The organism is Tenacibaculum haliotis, assembly GCF_025215075.1.
GTDB lineage: Bacteria > Bacteroidota > Bacteroidia > Flavobacteriales > Flavobacteriaceae > Polaribacter > Polaribacter haliotis_B.
In genome coordinates this window covers 23,302-38,403 of record NZ_JAOBTH010000024.1, presented here as the reverse complement: position 1 = coordinate 38,403, position 15,102 = coordinate 23,302, and the positions used below count along the sequence as shown (strand labels likewise).

Genomic DNA, 15,102 nt, shown 5'->3' with positions numbered 1-15,102 from the left:
TGTACTATGAGCAAATTGTATTTGGTACCAACACCTATTGGAAATTTAGAAGATATTACCTTAAGGGCACTTAGAATTTTGAAAGAAGTGGATTTTATTTTAGCGGAAGATACGCGTACAAGCGGTAAATTGTTAAAGCATTTTGAGATTGGTACGCAAATGTACAGTCATCACATGCATAACGAACATAAATCGGTTGAAGGTGTTTTAAATAGATTAAAAAATGGTGAAACTTGTGCTTTAATTTCTGATGCTGGAACGCCTGCAATCTCTGATCCTGGTTTTTTACTAACCCGTGCTTGTGTACAACAAAATATTGACGTTGAATGTTTGCCTGGAGCTACTGCTTTTGTTCCTGCATTGGTAAATTCTGGCTTACCGAACGATAAATTTGTTTTCGAAGGATTTTTACCGGTTAAAAAAGGTCGCCAAACACGATTAACTCTTTTATCCGAAGAAAAACGTACCATGATTTTTTACGAAAGTCCGCATAAATTATTAAAAACATTAGCGCATTTCGGTGAGTATTTTGGAGAAGACAGACAAATATCAGTTTCTAGAGAATTGACAAAAATGTTTGAAGAAACCAAGCGAGGAACAGTAGTAGAAGTTTTATCATATTATACAGAAAAACCTGCAAAAGGCGAAATTGTTATTGTTGTTGATGGTAAAAAGTAGTTTTTGTAATATTGATACGTCATTCTGAATTTATTTCAGAATCACACCAAAAATTACGTTGTTGTAATGTGAATCTGAAACAAGTTCGGGTTGATGAATACAGAATTAAGTCAATTTATATTCTGGATAATGATTAGCTAGTAATTCCTCTGATTTGTTGGGAACCACAATTAGGGTGATATAACCAATCAAAATTGTTAAAACGATTAAAGCTGCGGATAACCAACGACTAAATTGATTCATTGCTATGAAACCATCGTCGTGTGGTAAAAACAAATCATACGCATAAAAAATAATTAACGCTAAGTTCCCTAAACTTTGCCTTAAATAAATATCTTCTAACAACCATTTTTTACCTGTTAAAGCTACTTTTTGATTGATTTTTCTTTTTGATTGAAACATTTTAACTGTTTCTAAAAGAATAACGCTAAAAAATACTCCACTATAAATATAATAGGCAATCGTTAAATTTTGCAATTGATAAAACAATACAATAAAACAAAGTGTAAGTATAATTTTAGGCAACCGAAACCATTGTTTTACAAAACTTAAAATAAGCCTAAAGTATTTTTTATTTAATTGAACGATTTTTTGATCAACAACATCCATAAATCCGAAAATTCCGAATTTTTTAAAAGAAACATCGCGTGCTTGCTCGAAAGATAATGTAGGTTGTTCGGCTATTATTTTTTCAATGTCATTAGCTAAATGGTCAACCAATTCGGTTTGCACATCGTAATGCTCCACATAATGTTGACGCGTGAATTTGTATAGATTATCTATGTTTTGTTCGTTGAGTTTCATTTATCGAGCGATTTTATATTCAGGATAATGTTCTTCTAATAACTGTTCTGCTTTTTGCGGAATAACAATCAGCGTTACGTAGGAGTATATTATAGCTACTGTTAAAAACAGCGCAATAAAAAATGCAGCTACACTAGAAGGTGTATCATCTATTGTTTGGTTTATAAAATGTGGTATGTTCGAGCCAACCATAACACCGCCAAAACTGGCTACATTAAAAAGAGTGTCTTCTAGCATCCATTTTTTATTATTTTTTGTAAAACGTTTTTTAACTTCTTTTTGTAGTCTATGCACAATATATAAATCAATAATTGCTAGGAAAATTACAGAAGTAATACATAAATAAAGTCCTGCTTTAAATTGCAAGCAGCAAAAATAAAAGGCAAAAATACTTGCGGTTAAAATTATTTTAGGAAATTGAAACCATTCTTTTACGTAACGCCATAAAATGGTTCTATACTTTTTTCCGAGTTGTTTTTGTTTCTCCTCAACAACATCCATAAACCCGAAGATTCCGAATTTTTTAAAAGAAATATCGCGTGCTTGCTCGAAAGATAATGTAGGTTGTGCTACCCAAATTTGTTCAATATCGTTTGCTAAATGATCTACCAATTCGGTTTGCACATCGTAATGTTCCACATAATGTTGGCGTGTGAATTTGTATAGATTATCTATGTTTTGTTCGTTGAGTTTCATTAAGAAATTAGTTTGTTATAAATATTATTTGTTTTAGTGAAGTGATCGTAAAATATCTTAACACTAACATAGAACAACGGAAATAAAAATACTGTTACAGCAGATATATAAATGGGTGAAAGCTTTTCTATCCCCATAAATAGATCAGGAAAAAACATAAACATATTAAAAAATGAGAGTAATAAACTAATTGTATTAAATGAGGTTAATAAAACTACAGATTTAAAAACTTTTTTGTAATTAATGAAACTATAAATCACAAAAAAACCAAAAGGAATAATAAAAGAGAAGAGTATTGTTTTTATAAAAGAATTACTTCCAGAAAAATAATAAGTACAAGCTATAAAAAATGCATAGGTTGTCATTGTTTTTAAAGATGTAAAAAAATATTTAAAACCTTTAACAAAAAGAGTTTTATAATTCTTTTGATATTGAATTTGTTTGCGTTCCATAAGTTGTTTAAAACTATTTTTCCATCCTAAATCAATGAAAGAATTTTGTACCGCAATATTAAATTTTTCACTTTTTTGCATTTGATTTTCAACATCAGTAACGATATGGTCTAACATTTCTATTCTAATGTCCCAATATTTTACACCTTCGTTTTCTAAACGATTTTCGATGTATTGTATTTGTTCTTTTGTTAATTCCATAATTTAAATAAATACGTTTGGGTATTGTTTTTTAATCTGTTTTCTGTTTTGTTGGTATACATATTCCATGCTCCAATACAGTAATAGTATTAGTACAAAAACACCCAAATGAATATTGTTATAGCCATTATTTAAAAAGCTTTTATCAGTTCTAAAAGAAAGAATACAGTTAAATAAAATAAACATGTTACTCGCTATTTGATAAAATAAAGTCATTCTGTTTAAAGCTAAAAACCTCTCTTTTTTTTGTTTGTAGCTGATAAATATTCGAATTCCTAATTGAAGAATTAGTATAAAACCAAAAACTGTTAAAACCATAAAAAAAGTTTTTATATCATTAAAATAAGGCACCATTTTATACAATAATAAGTAGCAACAAATTGTAATAATGATTTTCGGGAGTTTAAAAAACGATTTAAAATTTATGATAGTTTGTTTTACAAAACGATTATGCGTTGTTTTTGTCTTTGTTGCTAACAATTTTTTAAATCCACGATCACTAAATTTTTTATGCTCTTCTATAATAGCCTCTTTAAAATCTAAATCAGGATTTTCATCCAAACGAAGTTCTAATATTGAAGCAAAATGGTCTACGATTTCTGTTTTTACATCGTAGTACTTTATCCCGCAAACAGTAATGTAATTATCAATTTCTTGTATTTGCTTTTTTGTCAATTCCATAACTTAAATAAATGCGTTTGGGCAATATTTTTATAATAGTTTATTCTCGTCAACCTGAACTTGTTTCAGGTTCTCATCATAACATACTGTTTATTAAGGTGATGTGATTCTGAAATAAATTCAGAATGACCCTCTAATATCATTTATTCTGTTAAATATCGGTATTTAGCATCAATTTTTTCTTTGTCATTAAGGAGTACTTTACATAGTAAAAAAACTAAATAAATAAATATTGTATGTGTATATAATTTCCATAATTCAAAATGCTTTTCAGAATAAATAGTAAAAGGGTTATTTATAATATATAAAGGGATATATGATATAAAACCTAGTAGAAGTGTATAAGACTGGACTAATTTAATTTGACCATATTTTTTAAAAATTCGATGTAATGTATAACCATTATAGCAATAAAGAGCAACGGATAATATAAATAAGATAATTAGGGCGTTTTTTGTGTTAAATAGGCTTAGCGAATATGTTAGGCTAGTTAAAAGAGCTAAAAATAAAAGGTTTTTAATTTTAAGAGTTTCTATACTCATGTTTTTACATATTGTTTTAGTATCCCCCCAAAATCTCCTTTTTACTATTTTCTGATATTTTTTTTGCAGCGCATCTTTTTTACTCAACATGTATTTAACAAAAATGGTTTGAAAACGCTGATTTTCGAAAAAAGCATCAATATCGGTTACTTTCTCTTCAATTTCAGTCGCGATATGATCTACCATTTCGTAACGGATATCAATATAGTTAACACCAATACCTTCTAAAAAATCGTTTATTCTTTTGGTTTGTTCTTGGGTTAGTTGCATTGTTTATATTGCTAATTCGTTTTTCATATTTTCAACTCTTGTAAGTGCTTTTTTATAAGTCTTATATCCTGCATAAGTAGCAACGTAAAATATAGCTAATAATATTACAGAAAATATTTTTTGAACATCGATAGAAAATTCTTTTATAAACTGAAAAGGAAGGTTAATCATTAAAAAAGCGAACGAAAAATAAAAAATTCCATAGTCTAAATTTACTGATTTACCATACTTATTTAGTAGTTGTTTTGTAGTAATAATAAAGAAAAGAATCATAGGCATGATAAATAGAATCAAGCTAATTTTTTTAAAGATATTATATGATATTTGTTCTGAAATTAAATAACATAAAATTGAAAACACAACATAGAAAAAAACATTTGTAAAAGATTTGAAAAAACGAATAAATTCTGAGTGATATTCTTTTCTGTATTTTCTATTAGTGTTTTGCCAACCTTCAGTATTTACACCAATTAAACCTCCATTCCAATTTAATTTTCTTAATGTTTTTTCTAATTCAACCTTAAAATCATTAGTTGTAGCATTTGTTTCCATATCAGAAACTATATGGTCTACCATTTCAATACGTAAATCCCAGTATTTAATGCCTTGTTTTTTTAAACGATTGTCTATTTGCTGTATTTGTTCTTTAGTTAACTCCATCTTACTCCAAACTAAATTTAGGATTCACCAATTGCTGCATTGTTTTTAAAAACTCTTGCATTTCTTCCAATTTATTGGCAGTTTCTTTGGTGCCGCTTTCGGTAAGTTTATAATATTTACGTAAGCGATTCCCTACTTTGGCAACTTCTACATCTAACAAACCTTCGGCTTCTAATTTATGTAAGGCAGGATACAAAGCGCCTTCGGTAATCTTTAATTCCCCTTTGGTAAGCTCTTTTACCTTTTGTGTAATTTCATAACCATACATTTTATCATTTTGTGCCAATAGCTTTAAAATGATGGTTTGTAACGAACCTTTATATAATTTCTGATTTCCCATTTTGTAATTATTAAACGGTAATTTTTTGTTTTTTTGTCTTTGCGACTCGCAACAAATATACATAATTTTCTTATGTATAATAATCTTAGGTATTGTTTTTTATGTTATTACTAACAAAAGGTTCGTTTAGTATTGCTTATTTTTGTGTTTCTAAATACAATACATGTCTACATTTCATAAACTAACAATAGAAAAAATAATTAAAGAAACTGCCGATGCTGTTTCTATTTTATTTACAATTCCTGCCGAACTAAAAGAAGCATATTCTTTTGTTGCAGGTCAATATATTACTGTAAAAACTAAAATAAACGATAAAGAAATACGAAGAGCGTATTCTATTTGTGCTTCACCAAATAGCAATCAGGTTAAAGTAGCGGTTAAAGCGGTAGAAAAAGGAATATTTTCTACCTATGCAACTACAAAACTGAAAGAAAACACTTCAATAGAAATTTCTGAACCAGAAGGTAAGTTTACATTAGCGCCTGCGGCGGATAAAAATTACATTGCTTTTGCAGCAGGTAGCGGAATAACGCCAGTTTTATCGATGATAAAAGCAGTGTTAGAAAACGAACCTACAGCAACATTTACCTTAGTTTTTGGTAATAAAAAAGCAGAAACAACTATCTTTTTCGATGAGTTAAATGCGTTGGCAACACAATATCCTACACAATTTAATTTGCATTATATTTTTAGTCAAGAGGTTCGTAATAACAGTAAATTCGGAAGAATAGATAAAAATCATGTGAATTATTTCATGAAAAATATTCATAAAGATATTTCTTTTGATGCTGTTTATTTATGTGGACCAGAAGTTATGATTGATGTTGTTTCAGAAACATTACAAGAAAATGATTTTAAGAAAGAGAACATTCATTTCGAATTATTTACTGCAAGTACAACAGATGAAGAAATTCCTGTAACCTATCCTGATGGGAAATCAGAAATCACTGTTTTATTAGATGATGAAGAAACAACTTTTTCGATGGAGAAAACAGATACTCTTCTATCAGCGTCTTTACGTAATAAATTAGATGCTCCGTATTCTTGTCAAGGAGGAGTTTGTAGCAGTTGTATCGCTAAAGTAACCGAAGGAAAGGCTGTAATGTCTAAGAACTCTATTTTATCTGATAGTGAATTAGAAGAAGGTTTTATTTTAACCTGTATGGCACACCCTACCACCCCAAAAGTAGTAATTGATTTTGATGATGTTTAGTAGTTAAAACTGTATCTTTAAAAAATGGACTTTTACGATTTAAAAAACGCCTTTTTAGTAGGCGTTTTCATGGCTTTTATGATTGGCCCTGTATTTTTTATGCTTTTAAAAACAAGTGTTTTAAAAGGAGCAAGAGCTGCTATTGCTTTTGATATTGGTGTAATTTTAGGAGATATTTCTTTTATGTTAATTGCCTACTTCGGAAGTAGAAGTTTGCTAGAACAAATTAAAGACGACCCACGTTTATTTTTGATCGGTGGATTGGTACTTATCATTTACGGATTGATAACGTACTTAGATAAAAATAATAAAAAGGAATCGCAGGCGCCCGATGTGGTAATTCCTGAAAGTAATAATTATATTAAATTATTATTTAAAGGCTTTTTTTTAAACTTTATAAATATTGGTGTACTTGCTTTTTGGTTAGGTTTAATAGTAGTTGTTGGACCAACATATGATATGAATCCGAAGTATTTATTTTGGTATTTTGGTACGGTAATTTTAGGATATGCACTTACCGATTTAGCAAAAATACTACTAGCAAAACAATTAAAAAACAAACTAACACCTTTAGTTATTTATAGAATAAAAAGAGGAATGGGTGTGTTATTAATTGTTTTCGGAGCCGTTTTAATGCTTAAAGGTTTTATACCCAAAGATAAGATTGATAATTTATTAGATAAAGTTACAACAACGCAAACTATTAAAAACCAATAATCATTTTGGCAATCCAAAAGTAAATAAGGATTCCGAAAATGTCGTTACTTGTTGTAATAAATGGCCCTGTTGCAATTGCAGGATCGATACCACGTTTATCTAAAAACAACGGAATAAAAGTTCCTATTAGTCCTGCTACAATTATAACAACTACTAAAGAAATTGAAATAGCAAAAGCTCTACGTACGTCACCATTATACATCCATATAAAGGCAAATAAAAAGATTGCCAACACAAGGCCATTAAGCGCTGCTAAAAGCATTTCTTTAATTAAACGACTATTAACACTTCCCTTTACATCGTCATTTGCTAAACCTTGTACAATAATTGCTGAAGATTGCACTCCAACATTTCCTGCCATGGCAGCAATTAGGGGCGTGAAAAAGAATAAAACAGCATTGTCTTTAAACATTTCTTGAAAATTCTCCATAATCATAAAGGCTCCAACACCACCAATTAATCCTAAGAAAAGCCATGGTAATCGTGCTCGTGTAAGCTCCCATATAGTATCATCAGCCTCTACATCTTGTGTAATACCTGCTGCTAATTGATAATCTTTATCTGCTTCTTCTTTAATAACATCAACAATGTCATCAATAGTAATTCTACCAACTAAAACGCCTAATTCATCAACAACTGGTATTGCCTCTAAATCGTACTTACGCATAATATTAGCAACATCTTCGGCTTCATCAGTTACATTTACAAAATCTACTTTTGGTATATAAACATCGGCTATGGTTGCTTTGGCAGATGCCATTAATAAATCTTTTAATGATAAACGACCTTTTAATTTTCCGCTATCATCAATAACGTAAATAGAGTGTACGCGTGTAACTTCTTCTGCCTGAATACGCATTTCTTTTACACAGCGCGGAATCGTCCAGTTTTCATTTACTTTTACTAATTCTTTTGCCATTAAACCACCAGCAGAATCTTCGTCGTAGCGTAATAATTCTACAATTTCTTTGGCATGTTCATCGTCTTCAATTTCTTGCATTACTGCTTTTTTCCTTTTCTCAGGAAGCTCAGCAATTACATCGGCAGCATCATCAGTGTCAAGTTCATCTATTTCTTCTGCAATTTCTTTTGCAGTTAGTTGTTCTAATATTTTTTCACGAACGTCATCATCAACATCCATCAATACTTCTGAAGTAGTTTCACTATCTAATAAACGGATAATGTAAACTGCTTCATCAAACGATAGTTCGTCTAATATTTCAGCAATATCTGCATGGTGAATTTCGCTAAACAACCCATTAAGTGCATCGTCATTTTTACTTGCGATGTATTGGGTTACATTTTCTAGAAGTTCTTGGGTGATTTCAAATGCCATATTTTGCAATTTTACTCGATAATCAGAATTTAAATATTTTGAATACTCTTTAAATATTGTCTTTTGCAATTTTATCTGTTAATTCGATAAAACGATCTACGGATAATTGCTCGGGACGCATTGTAAAGATAGGGTCTTCTTTTAAAGAATCAGAAATGTTGAAAGATTTTAAGCTAGAGCGTAACATTTTTCTTCGTTGATTAAAGGATGTTTTTACAACCCTAAAAAATAATTTTTCATCAACAGGTAAGGTATAATTTTCTTTTCTGATTAATCGAATAACACCAGAATCTACTTTTGGTGGCGGATTAAAAACGGTTGGCGGAACCGTAAATAAATATTCTACATCATAAAAAGCTTGTGTTAAGACAGACATGATTCCGTACACTTTACTTCCTTCTTTTTCTGCAATTCTTTTGGCTACTTCTTTTTGAAACATTCCTGCAAATTCAGGAACAAATTCTCTGTTTTCGATAGCTTTAAATACAATTTGAGTAGAAATATTATAAGGGAAGTTACCAATAATAGCGACTTGCTTTTCTTTAAAAATATCAACAATATTCTTTTTTAGAAAATCACCTTCAAGAATTTCGAACTTTTTTGCAGTGGTATCTAACTTAATATGTTCTAACGGAAAAGTATCCTTTAAATAGGCAACTGAATCATAATCGAGTTCCATTACCGTAATTTTTGGTTTTTTTTCTAATAAGTATTTCGTTAAAACCCCCATTCCAGGACCAATTTCTAATACATCATCATATCCATTTTCAGTTAATGCATCCGCTATTTTTTTAGCGATATCTTCATCAGTTAAAAAATGTTGCCCTAAATGTTTTTTTGCTCTTACTGTCATAGTTGTTTATGATAAAAGATTATTAGAAACAAGAGTAAATAAAAATCCTTGTATTGCTATTTTTTGGTTATTTATTTGCTGGATCTTTAAATCCGAATGTTATGATTGATGTTGCTACGCCAAAACCACTTAAAAACCCACCAATGGTTTCCCAAGGTTCGGTTCCGTATTTGCAATACCCTACAATAACACCCAAAACAGTTAGAAAGATACCTGTAAATAATATCTTTTTTCTGTTTTTATAAATTTTATGTTTCATGTTTAATTACTTGCTTCAGCAGGAAAAAATTCATTGATTACTCGTAACTCAGTACGAAAAGCTAACATTTTATCAGCAAATTTTTTATAACTATCAGAACGCAGTTTGTCGGCGTCGTGTTTGTAATAATTATCTAAATCTTCGCGTGTCTTTGCAGTATATTGTACAGAGTATGTTACTCCGCCCATTTCTTCTTCAACTAAAACCTGTGTTAATTTTGCGCTTAAAAAACGACCAGTAGCCAAAACTTTAGGGATATGATTTTTTATCCAAACAATCCATTCGTCATGAACACTTTCGTCAATACTTATAGTTACGTTGTATATATACATTTTGTTATTTAATGTAAAGATGTATCAATTATATACTGTAACAATTGCTACGGTAATTCATTGGTACATTGATTAATTAATTTGGTCGCCTCTTAGTTTTCTAAACTTTTTACGAGCATCAACTAAATAGATGCTAGAAGCGTGGTCAAAAATAATCTTTTGATAGTATTCTTTAGCCTTTTCGGGGTTATTTAATTTTAAATTGTACAATTCTGCTAATTGGTAATACACATCATCAATATAAATTCCTTTTTTATCTAAAGTAATTATTTTATTGAAGCTTAAAATTGCTTCATCGTATTTTTGCTGTTTTACAAAAAGTTTAGCTTGTTTAAATAATGCTTCATCTTCAATAGGTTGCCCTTTATATTTTATAATAATCTCGTTTAAAATAGTAATTGCTTCGGTATCTTTATTCTGAAAAGCTAATAAATCGGCTTTAGCATATTCTTTCAATCCAGAAGCAATACTATCTTTTGGTTCATTATCAGAAATTGTTAAAAATAAATTTGCTGCGTCGTTGGCAATTAATTGCGTTGCAGATCCTTTTAAAACCTTTAGTTGCGCTTTTGCCCATTTAAAGTCGTTTTTAAAATAAGAGGTTTGTGCTACTTTAAAGCGTGCTTCTTGTCCTAAAAAATGATTTTTAAATTTTGTTTGAACCTGAGAAAAATAAATTAATGCTTTGTTAAACTTATTTGTAAACACTAAAACTTCGCCTAGTTTAATTTTTACCATTGCTTTTGTAAATCTAGAGCTGGAAAAAGTCATTGCTTTTTCTAAAATTTTAACTGCTTCTTCAGGGTTGTTTTTGGTAAATGTTACGTAATTAGCATAGGCTATTTGTGTACGAAAAGTGAGTTTGTTAATTCCGTATTCATCAAATACTTCTTTAAAACGAATATCAACATCCGTTTGTTTTGTTTCAATAGCTATTTTTAAATTATTATTGATGGCATTAAACTTATCACTCGGATAATTGGTTTTTTCAATCATTAAATCGAAACATTCTTTTGCTGTTTCGTAATCTTCATTGTCTAGCGCTATTTTACCTAATTCAGCAATTTTGCCTAAATTATCAGCATCTCTGGCTAGTAATGCTTTGTGCTGAATAAGTGCTTTATTGTATTGTTTTTGCTTAACAAATAGCCAGGATAATAAATCGTTCCAAATATTTTTTGGATTGCTAATTGATTTTCTCAGCAATGCTTTTTTAAATAAAATATTGTTTTCATTTTCGGCATCATCATTAATATATCGGCTGGTAAAACGCTTTACGTTGTTAAGGTATTTTTCATTTTTATCAACCAAATTAACATAGGATTCAAACATTTTAGAGAAGTTTCCTTTTTCACCATAAATTTGTGCTAATTGAAATCCGTAATTCGCATCTGGATTATTTGCCATCACTTTTGTGTAGGCTTCAATAGCATAATCTAATTTGTTATAATTTTTAAAAAGGCTTGCAATAACATTACCATAAGTGTCCCTTTCATCTAACGACTTAAGAGCTGTTTTGTATTGTTTATCAGCTTGAACATCGTTTTGTTGTCGTTCGAAATTATAACCTCTAATAATATTTAGGTAGCTTAAACTTGGTTTTTCTTTTAATTCTTTTGATAATAGGTTTTCAGCAATTAAAAACTGATCAGTTTCTTGATAACAGCTTACGAGTTTTTTTAAAAAGGTGTAATTGTACGGACTTTTATCGTGTAGTTTTTTATAAAGTTGAATTGCTTTTTCATATTCATTGTTTCTAAAATAATTTTCAGCAACAATAAATTCGTTTTGTTGTGCGTAACAAAATAAACTAAAAATCAGTAAATTAAATAGAATAACAGCTTTTTTCATCAATCAAAAATACAGAACAATATTGTTAAATTTGTATTAAAAGGTGTCCTTTTTTTGAAAGCCTTGTAACATTTTGGCACGAACTTTGTCTTACTGATAACAAGACCAAACAATTTATACTATGAAAAACTTTAATACACAATATCAGATAGCAAAGAATAATGCAAATGAGTTTATGAATAACGGACAAATAACAAAGTATTTTGAAGCGTTATTAGAAATGAATAAATACAAAAGATTAATGGTAGCCGTGGTTGCCAACTAAAAATATATAGTGAGATTCTGAATTTATTTCAGAATCTCATCTAAAATAAAATTAGTAACTGAATTATGTGAACCTGAAACAAGTTCAGGTTGACGAATTTAGTTTATGATTGTCAACTAAATATATAAAGTTAATTCATTTTTGAAGGGTGAATTACTAAAAATGCCAAGTTTCTTGATTGAAACTTGGCATTTTTTATTTTTAATGTCATTCTGAATTTATTTCAGAATCTTATAAATGATTTCTGTAAGTCTAAAACATATTTAGATTTATCTACTTAATCAATCATGTCAAAACCACAATAAGGTATTAATACCTCTGGTATTTTAATTCCGTCTGCTGTTTGATAGTTTTCTAAAATTCCTGCTAAAACTCTAGGTAACGCTAAAGAACTTCCGTTTAATGTATGAACAAACTGACTTTTACCATCTTTGTTCTTAAAACGTAATTTTAAACGATTAGCTTGGTAAGTTTCAAAGTTTGAAGCCGAACTAATTTCTAACCAACGCTCTTGCGCAGTTGAATATAATTCGAAATCGAAAGTTAAAGCCGATGTAAAACCAGTATCACCACCACACAAACGTAAAATACGGTATGGTAATTTTAAATCACGTAAAATATCTTTAATATGTTCTACCATTCCGCTTAAAGCGTGGTACGAATTATCTGGGTGCTCTACACGTACAATTTCTACTTTATCAAACTGGTGTAAACGATTTAAACCACGAACATGCGCACCATAACTACCTGCTTCACGACGAAAACAAGGAGTATAACCTGTGTATTTAATTGGTAAATCAGCTTCCTTAACCAAATCATTTCTGTGAATGTTGGTAATTGGCACTTCACCGGTAGGAATTAAATATAAATCATCAACAGTTGAATGATACATTTGTCCTTCCTTATCTGGTAACTGCCCCGTTGCAATACCCGAAGCTTCGTTTACTAAATGAGGAACTTGTACTTCTTTATAGCCTGCAGCTGTATTTTTATCTAAAAAATAGTTGATCAACGCACGTTGTAAACGAGCACCTTTTCCTTTATAAACAGGAAAACCAGCACCAGTAATTTTTGTACCTAACTCAAAATCGATAATATCGTATTTCTTAGCTAATTCCCAGTGAGGTAATGCATTTTCTCCTAATTCAGGAATGGTTCCTTCACTAAAAATTTTCTCATTATCTTCTTCACTTTTTCCAGCTTTTACAGAAGCGTGAGGAATATTCGGAATTGTATATAATAATTCTTGTAAAGCGTTTGCTGTAGTATTTAACGTTTCGGTTAATTGCTTAGACTGCTCTTTTAATTGCCCTGTTTTTTCTTTTAACAAGTTCGCTTTCTGAACTTCACCAGCTTTAAAAAGACCACCAATTTCTTTGGATATTTTGTTAGATTCAGCTAATATATTGTCTAAAGAAACTTGTGTAGCTCTACGAGTTTCATCAGAAGTTAATACTTCATTAATAATTGCTTCGGCATTGGCAAAATTACGCTTTGCTAATCCGTCTAAAACAGTTTGCTTGTTTTCTCTAATAAACTGAACCTGTAACATCTTTTTAAATTTTTAAGAATCGCAAAGATAAAAGAAGTGGGAGACTTTGGCAATGTATTGTTTATACTATATTTTTTCAAGTCGAATAAAAAAATCTAACATAGTTATATTGAAGTAATCACATATTTTATGAAGCGTAAATATTGTTACATTTGTTTTTCCTTGCTCAATTCTAGCCAAATGAATACCTGTATCAATATAAAAATCATTTAAAGTAATATTATGTTCTTCACGGAGTATTTTTAAACAAAGAGCTATTTTTTTTTGAGTTATTTCATATTTAGATATAGACATTTTTTTTCACGCCAAATTCTTAAAAACATATTAAAACATAATGACAAGTATGTAATTATGAGTTGATTAAAGTAAATTACTTTTGACTTTGTAAGTTGCATTCAGAAGCCAATTTAATAATTTTATTATATCTGGGGGGAGATAATGAAATTAATTAGGCTCTGGTGTAACTTTTTAAGAAATTAATAGAGGTTTCTTTGTCCTTTTTTAGTTGGATAACTAAATCGTTTACCGAATCGAATTTTTGTTCATCTCTTAAAAAGTAAAGTAAATTTACTGTAAGGTTTTCATTATATAAATCGGCATTAAAATCGAAAAAATGAACTTCAATTGTTTGGTGTTCTCCGTTAACTGTAGGTCGGTTGCCTATGTTCATCATTCCGAAAACGGTAATGTTTTTAATAACAGCTTTTACCACATAAACACCAGTTTTAGGTATCAATTTATAATCTTCTAAAACATCAATGTTAGCGGTAGGAAAACCTATTGTGCCGCCTAGTTTTTTTCCTTTAACTACTTTTCCTGTTAGAGAGAAGTTATAACCTAAATAATTATTTGCTGTTTTTAAATGCCCGTTCGTAAGTGCTTTTCTGATTTTAGTAGAGCTTACCGATACCTCGTCAATATCTTGTGCAGGAATTTCTTGTACCGTAAAATCATATAAATGAGAATATTCTGTTAGTTGCTCTATATTTCCTTCTCTGTTTTTACCGAAATGATGATCGTAGCCAATAATCAATTTAGAAGTATTTAATTGATTTACTAAAATATCACGAACAAAATCTAGTGCAGTAAGTCTCGAAAATTCTTTACTAAAAGGATGAATAATTAAAGAATCTAAACCTAATTTTTTAAGATGTGCAGCACGCTCATCAATCGTATTTATTAATTTTATAGATACATCTTTTTGTAAAACCATCCGCGGATGCGGGAAAAAAGTTAATAAAACTGATTTTTTATTGGTTGATTTAGCTTCTTCAATTAATTCCTTAATAATTTTTTGATGCCCGATGTGAACGCCATCAAAAGTACCAATGGTTACTATTGTTTTTTGAGTGGTAACGAAGTCAAAAATAGAAGGTATTATTTCCAAGTTAAGTACATAG

Annotated in this window: 19 protein-coding genes; 4 read left to right on the top strand and 15 right to left on the bottom strand. The window is 29.7% G+C overall.

Annotated elements, in window-relative coordinates; genetic code table 11:
* Nucleotides 1–6 precede the first annotated feature (6 nt).
* Entirely contained in the window at nucleotides 7–678 is a 672-nt protein-coding gene (gene rsmI / locus N2251_RS04420; RefSeq protein ID WP_260585504.1) for a 16S rRNA (cytidine(1402)-2'-O)-methyltransferase, read from the top strand.
* A 105-nt stretch (nucleotides 679–783) separates the two neighbouring features.
* Here rsmI and N2251_RS04415 read toward each other — a convergent pair whose 3' ends face one another.
* The 7 genes from N2251_RS04415 to N2251_RS04385 all read right to left on the bottom strand — a co-directional run bounded on the left by N2251_RS04415 (nucleotide 784) and on the right by N2251_RS04385 (nucleotide 5,324).
* Nucleotides 784–1,482, bottom strand: coding sequence for a hypothetical protein (locus N2251_RS04415; protein ID WP_260585503.1), 699 nt, complete (start codon nucleotides 1,480–1,482; stop codon nucleotides 784–786).
* Nucleotides 1,483–2,178 (bottom strand): hypothetical protein, encoded by a 696-nt coding sequence (locus N2251_RS04410; RefSeq protein WP_260585502.1) that lies wholly within the window; start codon nucleotides 2,176–2,178, stop codon nucleotides 1,483–1,485. It abuts the gene before it with no gap.
* On the bottom strand, nucleotides 2,178–2,831 hold the full coding sequence (locus tag N2251_RS04405; protein ID WP_260585501.1) for a hypothetical protein: 654 nt from the start codon (nucleotides 2,829–2,831) through the stop codon (nucleotides 2,178–2,180). Before N2251_RS04405 ends, N2251_RS04410 begins: the two co-directional genes overlap by 1 nt.
* A gap of 3 nt (nucleotides 2,832–2,834) precedes the next feature.
* Nucleotides 2,835–3,512 (bottom strand): hypothetical protein, encoded by a 678-nt coding sequence (locus tag N2251_RS04400; RefSeq protein WP_260585500.1) that lies wholly within the window; start codon nucleotides 3,510–3,512, stop codon nucleotides 2,835–2,837.
* Nucleotides 3,513–3,655: 143 nt separating this feature from the next.
* Nucleotides 3,656–4,324 (bottom strand): hypothetical protein, encoded by a 669-nt coding sequence (locus tag N2251_RS04395; RefSeq protein WP_260585499.1) that lies wholly within the window; start codon nucleotides 4,322–4,324, stop codon nucleotides 3,656–3,658.
* A 3-nt stretch (nucleotides 4,325–4,327) separates the two neighbouring features.
* Nucleotides 4,328–4,984, bottom strand: coding sequence for a hypothetical protein (locus N2251_RS04390; RefSeq protein ID WP_260585498.1), 657 nt, complete (start codon nucleotides 4,982–4,984; stop codon nucleotides 4,328–4,330).
* A gap of 1 nt (nucleotide 4,985) precedes the next feature.
* A complete protein-coding gene (locus N2251_RS04385; RefSeq protein ID WP_260585497.1) occupies nucleotides 4,986–5,324 on the bottom strand; it encodes a PadR family transcriptional regulator in 339 nt (112 codons plus the stop codon).
* Nucleotides 5,325–5,487: 163 nt separating this feature from the next.
* Between N2251_RS04385 and N2251_RS04380 the strand changes: the two genes are divergently transcribed.
* On the top strand, nucleotides 5,488–6,537 hold the full coding sequence (locus N2251_RS04380; RefSeq protein ID WP_260585496.1) for a ferredoxin--NADP reductase: 1,050 nt from the start codon (nucleotides 5,488–5,490) through the stop codon (nucleotides 6,535–6,537).
* Nucleotides 6,538–6,561: 24 nt separating this feature from the next.
* Nucleotides 6,562–7,254, top strand: coding sequence for a LysE family translocator (locus tag N2251_RS04375; RefSeq protein WP_260585495.1), 693 nt, complete (start codon nucleotides 6,562–6,564; stop codon nucleotides 7,252–7,254).
* Here N2251_RS04375 and mgtE read toward each other — a convergent pair.
* From mgtE to N2251_RS04350, 5 genes are all read right to left on the bottom strand, one after another.
* Nucleotides 7,241–8,590 (bottom strand): magnesium transporter, encoded by a 1,350-nt coding sequence (gene mgtE, locus N2251_RS04370; protein ID WP_260585494.1) that lies wholly within the window; start codon nucleotides 8,588–8,590, stop codon nucleotides 7,241–7,243. The two genes, N2251_RS04375 and mgtE, sit on opposite strands and share 14 nt — an antisense overlap.
* Nucleotides 8,591–8,639: 49 nt before the next feature.
* Nucleotides 8,640–9,443 carry a 16S rRNA (adenine(1518)-N(6)/adenine(1519)-N(6))-dimethyltransferase RsmA gene (gene rsmA, locus N2251_RS04365; protein WP_260585493.1) on the bottom strand — a complete coding sequence of 268 codons (804 nt, stop codon included), beginning with the start codon at nucleotides 9,441–9,443 and terminating at the stop codon, nucleotides 8,640–8,642.
* 67 nt (nucleotides 9,444–9,510) lie between these two features.
* Nucleotides 9,511–9,702, bottom strand: coding sequence for a hypothetical protein (locus N2251_RS04360; protein WP_260585492.1), 192 nt, complete (start codon nucleotides 9,700–9,702; stop codon nucleotides 9,511–9,513).
* 2 nt (nucleotides 9,703–9,704) lie between these two features.
* The gene (locus N2251_RS04355) at nucleotides 9,705–10,034 is read right to left on the bottom strand and encodes a DUF4286 family protein (RefSeq protein WP_260585491.1); all 330 of its coding nucleotides are present in this window, start codon (nucleotides 10,032–10,034) and stop codon (nucleotides 9,705–9,707) included.
* A gap of 72 nt (nucleotides 10,035–10,106) precedes the next feature.
* Nucleotides 10,107–11,885, bottom strand: a complete 1,779-nt coding sequence (locus tag N2251_RS04350; RefSeq protein WP_260585490.1) for a tetratricopeptide repeat protein — start codon at nucleotides 11,883–11,885, stop codon at nucleotides 10,107–10,109.
* Between the two features lie 121 nt (nucleotides 11,886–12,006).
* Between N2251_RS04350 and N2251_RS04345 the strand changes: the two genes are divergently transcribed.
* Nucleotides 12,007–12,150 (top strand): hypothetical protein, encoded by a 144-nt coding sequence (locus tag N2251_RS04345; protein ID WP_260585489.1) that lies wholly within the window; start codon nucleotides 12,007–12,009, stop codon nucleotides 12,148–12,150.
* A gap of 277 nt (nucleotides 12,151–12,427) precedes the next feature.
* Here the strand turns inward: N2251_RS04345 and serS are convergent, their stop codons facing one another.
* The 3 genes from serS to N2251_RS04330 all read right to left on the bottom strand — a co-directional run bounded on the left by serS (nucleotide 12,428) and on the right by N2251_RS04330 (nucleotide 15,089).
* Nucleotides 12,428–13,702, bottom strand: a complete 1,275-nt coding sequence (gene serS, locus N2251_RS04340; RefSeq protein ID WP_260585488.1) for a serine--tRNA ligase — start codon at nucleotides 13,700–13,702, stop codon at nucleotides 12,428–12,430.
* Between the two features lie 66 nt (nucleotides 13,703–13,768).
* Nucleotides 13,769–13,996 (bottom strand): helix-turn-helix domain-containing protein, encoded by a 228-nt coding sequence (locus N2251_RS04335; RefSeq protein ID WP_260585487.1) that lies wholly within the window; start codon nucleotides 13,994–13,996, stop codon nucleotides 13,769–13,771.
* Nucleotides 13,997–14,150: 154 nt separating this feature from the next.
* On the bottom strand, nucleotides 14,151–15,089 hold the full coding sequence (locus N2251_RS04330) for a bifunctional riboflavin kinase/FAD synthetase (RefSeq protein WP_260585486.1): 939 nt from the start codon (nucleotides 15,087–15,089) through the stop codon (nucleotides 14,151–14,153).
* Nucleotides 15,090–15,102: the final 13 nt, after the last annotated feature.

Bases quoted from the DNA above. Each gene is read 5' to 3' on its own strand.
- N2251_RS04345 (WP_260585489.1), top strand. From the start codon at position 12,007: ATGAAAAACTTTAATACACAATATCAGATAGCAAAGAATAATGCAAAT.
- N2251_RS04335 (WP_260585487.1), bottom strand. From the start codon at position 13,996: ATGTCTATATCTAAATATGAAATAACTCAAAAAAAAATAGCTCTTTGT.
- N2251_RS04385 (WP_260585497.1), bottom strand. From the start codon at position 5,324: ATGGGAAATCAGAAATTATATAAAGGTTCGTTACAAACCATCATTTTA.
- N2251_RS04375 (WP_260585495.1), top strand. From the start codon at position 6,562: ATGGACTTTTACGATTTAAAAAACGCCTTTTTAGTAGGCGTTTTCATG.
- N2251_RS04390 (WP_260585498.1), bottom strand. From the start codon at position 4,984: ATGGAGTTAACTAAAGAACAAATACAGCAAATAGACAATCGTTTAAAA.
- N2251_RS04360 (WP_260585492.1), bottom strand. From the start codon at position 9,702: ATGAAACATAAAATTTATAAAAACAGAAAAAAGATATTATTTACAGGT.
- N2251_RS04415 (WP_260585503.1), bottom strand. From the start codon at position 1,482: ATGAAACTCAACGAACAAAACATAGATAATCTATACAAATTCACGCGT.
- N2251_RS04405 (WP_260585501.1), bottom strand. From the start codon at position 2,831: ATGGAATTAACAAAAGAACAAATACAATACATCGAAAATCGTTTAGAA.
- N2251_RS04400 (WP_260585500.1), bottom strand. From the start codon at position 3,512: ATGGAATTGACAAAAAAGCAAATACAAGAAATTGATAATTACATTACT.
- N2251_RS04350 (WP_260585490.1), bottom strand. From the start codon at position 11,885: ATGAAAAAAGCTGTTATTCTATTTAATTTACTGATTTTTAGTTTATTT.
- N2251_RS04355 (WP_260585491.1), bottom strand. From the start codon at position 10,034: ATGTATATATACAACGTAACTATAAGTATTGACGAAAGTGTTCATGAC.
- N2251_RS04395 (WP_260585499.1), bottom strand. From the start codon at position 4,324: ATGCAACTAACCCAAGAACAAACCAAAAGAATAAACGATTTTTTAGAA.
- rsmA (WP_260585493.1), bottom strand. From the start codon at position 9,443: ATGACAGTAAGAGCAAAAAAACATTTAGGGCAACATTTTTTAACTGAT.
- N2251_RS04410 (WP_260585502.1), bottom strand. From the start codon at position 2,178: ATGAAACTCAACGAACAAAACATAGATAATCTATACAAATTCACACGC.
- serS (WP_260585488.1), bottom strand. From the start codon at position 13,702: ATGTTACAGGTTCAGTTTATTAGAGAAAACAAGCAAACTGTTTTAGAC.
- mgtE (WP_260585494.1), bottom strand. From the start codon at position 8,590: ATGGCATTTGAAATCACCCAAGAACTTCTAGAAAATGTAACCCAATAC.
- N2251_RS04380 (WP_260585496.1), top strand. From the start codon at position 5,488: ATGTCTACATTTCATAAACTAACAATAGAAAAAATAATTAAAGAAACT.
- rsmI (WP_260585504.1), top strand. From the start codon at position 7: ATGAGCAAATTGTATTTGGTACCAACACCTATTGGAAATTTAGAAGAT.